General features: G+C 66.3%; 2 protein-coding genes. Both read right to left on the reverse strand.

The window, feature by feature from the left end:
- The coding region (locus ELR45_RS06445) for an SDR family oxidoreductase (RefSeq protein WP_205856139.1) at positions 1-619 on the reverse strand (619 nt) is incomplete at its 3' end.
- 74 nt (positions 620-693) lie between these two features.
- On the reverse strand, positions 694-1,409 hold a 716-nt coding region (locus tag ELR45_RS40485), incomplete at its 5' end, for a D-arabinono-1,4-lactone oxidase (protein ID WP_276320646.1).

The raw sequence follows: 1,409 nt of genomic DNA on the forward strand, positions 1-1,409 counted from the left end.
TGACCTCGATGACGGGCACGTCACGTCCCAAGGCCTGCCCGATGGCCAGGACCAGCTCCCGCCGGGCAAGTGTCTCGGGCCCGGTGAGCTCGAAAGCCTTGCCCGCGTGGCCGTCTTCCAGCAGTGTCGTGGCTGCGATGGCGGCGACGTCGTCCATGGCGATCGGGGCGTTGGCGGCGTCGGGATAGGCGTCGTGGACGGCGCCGGTCTTCCGGATCTGATCAGCCCAGACTGTGCTGTTCTCCATGAACTCACCGGGCCATAGATGGGTCCACCGCACGCCCGCGTCTTCGACGCCGTCGGTGACGGCGCCCCACCAGCTGTCCTTCGGTCCCGACAGGTCGACGATGCGCCCCACACCGGCCTGCGCCGCGAGTGAGGCGACCTCGAAGGTGGTCTCCGGGGCGGGTGCGAGATACATCCGGTCGACGCCTTCGAGTGCGGGCGGCATGCTCTCCGGCCGCCCAATGTAGCCCCGGACGACCTCAACCTCGGGCGGGAGGGCGGCTTTGCGTGGATTGGTGGTGAGGGCACGGACGTCGTCGGCGCCTGCAGCCAAGAGTTGATCGACGACGCGTCGCCCGACACTACCGGTCGCACCTGTGACGAGAATCTTCATGGCTAAAGCGTACGACGTACGCGCCATTGCGTCCACTGTACGCACATGACTCTCCGAGGGCGCTCAGACTCCGGTCAGCCGTCGAAGATGTAGCGGTTGACGAACTCGTTGCGGAACTTTCCCGCTGGATCGTAGGAACGCGCCAGTTCTCGGAAGTCGGATAGCCGCGGGTGCCGGGAGCGCAAGGTGTGCGGTGGCATCGTGAACAGCTTGCCCCAGTGCGGAACGGTGCCGAACGGGTCGAGCGCGCCTTCGATCCACGGGAGCACCTCGAGCACGGCAGCAGGGTTCTTGACCCAGGTGAAATGGAAGCCGACCATGTCGCGCCGGTAGCAGGGGCTTATCCACAGGTCGTCGGCGGCGATGGTGCGGATCTCGGAGACCTGAAGCAAAGGTGAGATCCGCTCTCGGATGCCGTTGAGGGCACGGATCGCCTCGGCCGCATGCTCACGTGGGACGAAGTACTCCGACTGCACCTCCTCACCCGCGCTCGGTGTGAAGTTCAGCCGGAAATGAGGAAGGCGCTCGTGCCAGGGTCCCGGCACTCCTAGCTGTTCGGTGCAATACTCTGCCGGCATCCCCGGGACCGGATGCCGTGCGGCATCGGCCTGCCGGGCCCCGAACCACGACTTCCCGACGGGCCAGGGACCCTGGTCCGTACGGTGCTTCACCCAGACGAGCTCCAACCGGGGCTCGCGCCACCGGGTGAACAGACTCACGCTGTAGGCGCTGGAGAGGATCTCATCGAGGTGGTCATCGAGCGCGTCTATGGGCAGGTCGTCGTACACGA

The organism is Phytoactinopolyspora endophytica (genome assembly GCF_004138495.1).
Taxonomy (GTDB): Bacteria; Actinomycetota; Actinomycetes; order Jiangellales; family Jiangellaceae; genus Phytoactinopolyspora; species Phytoactinopolyspora endophytica.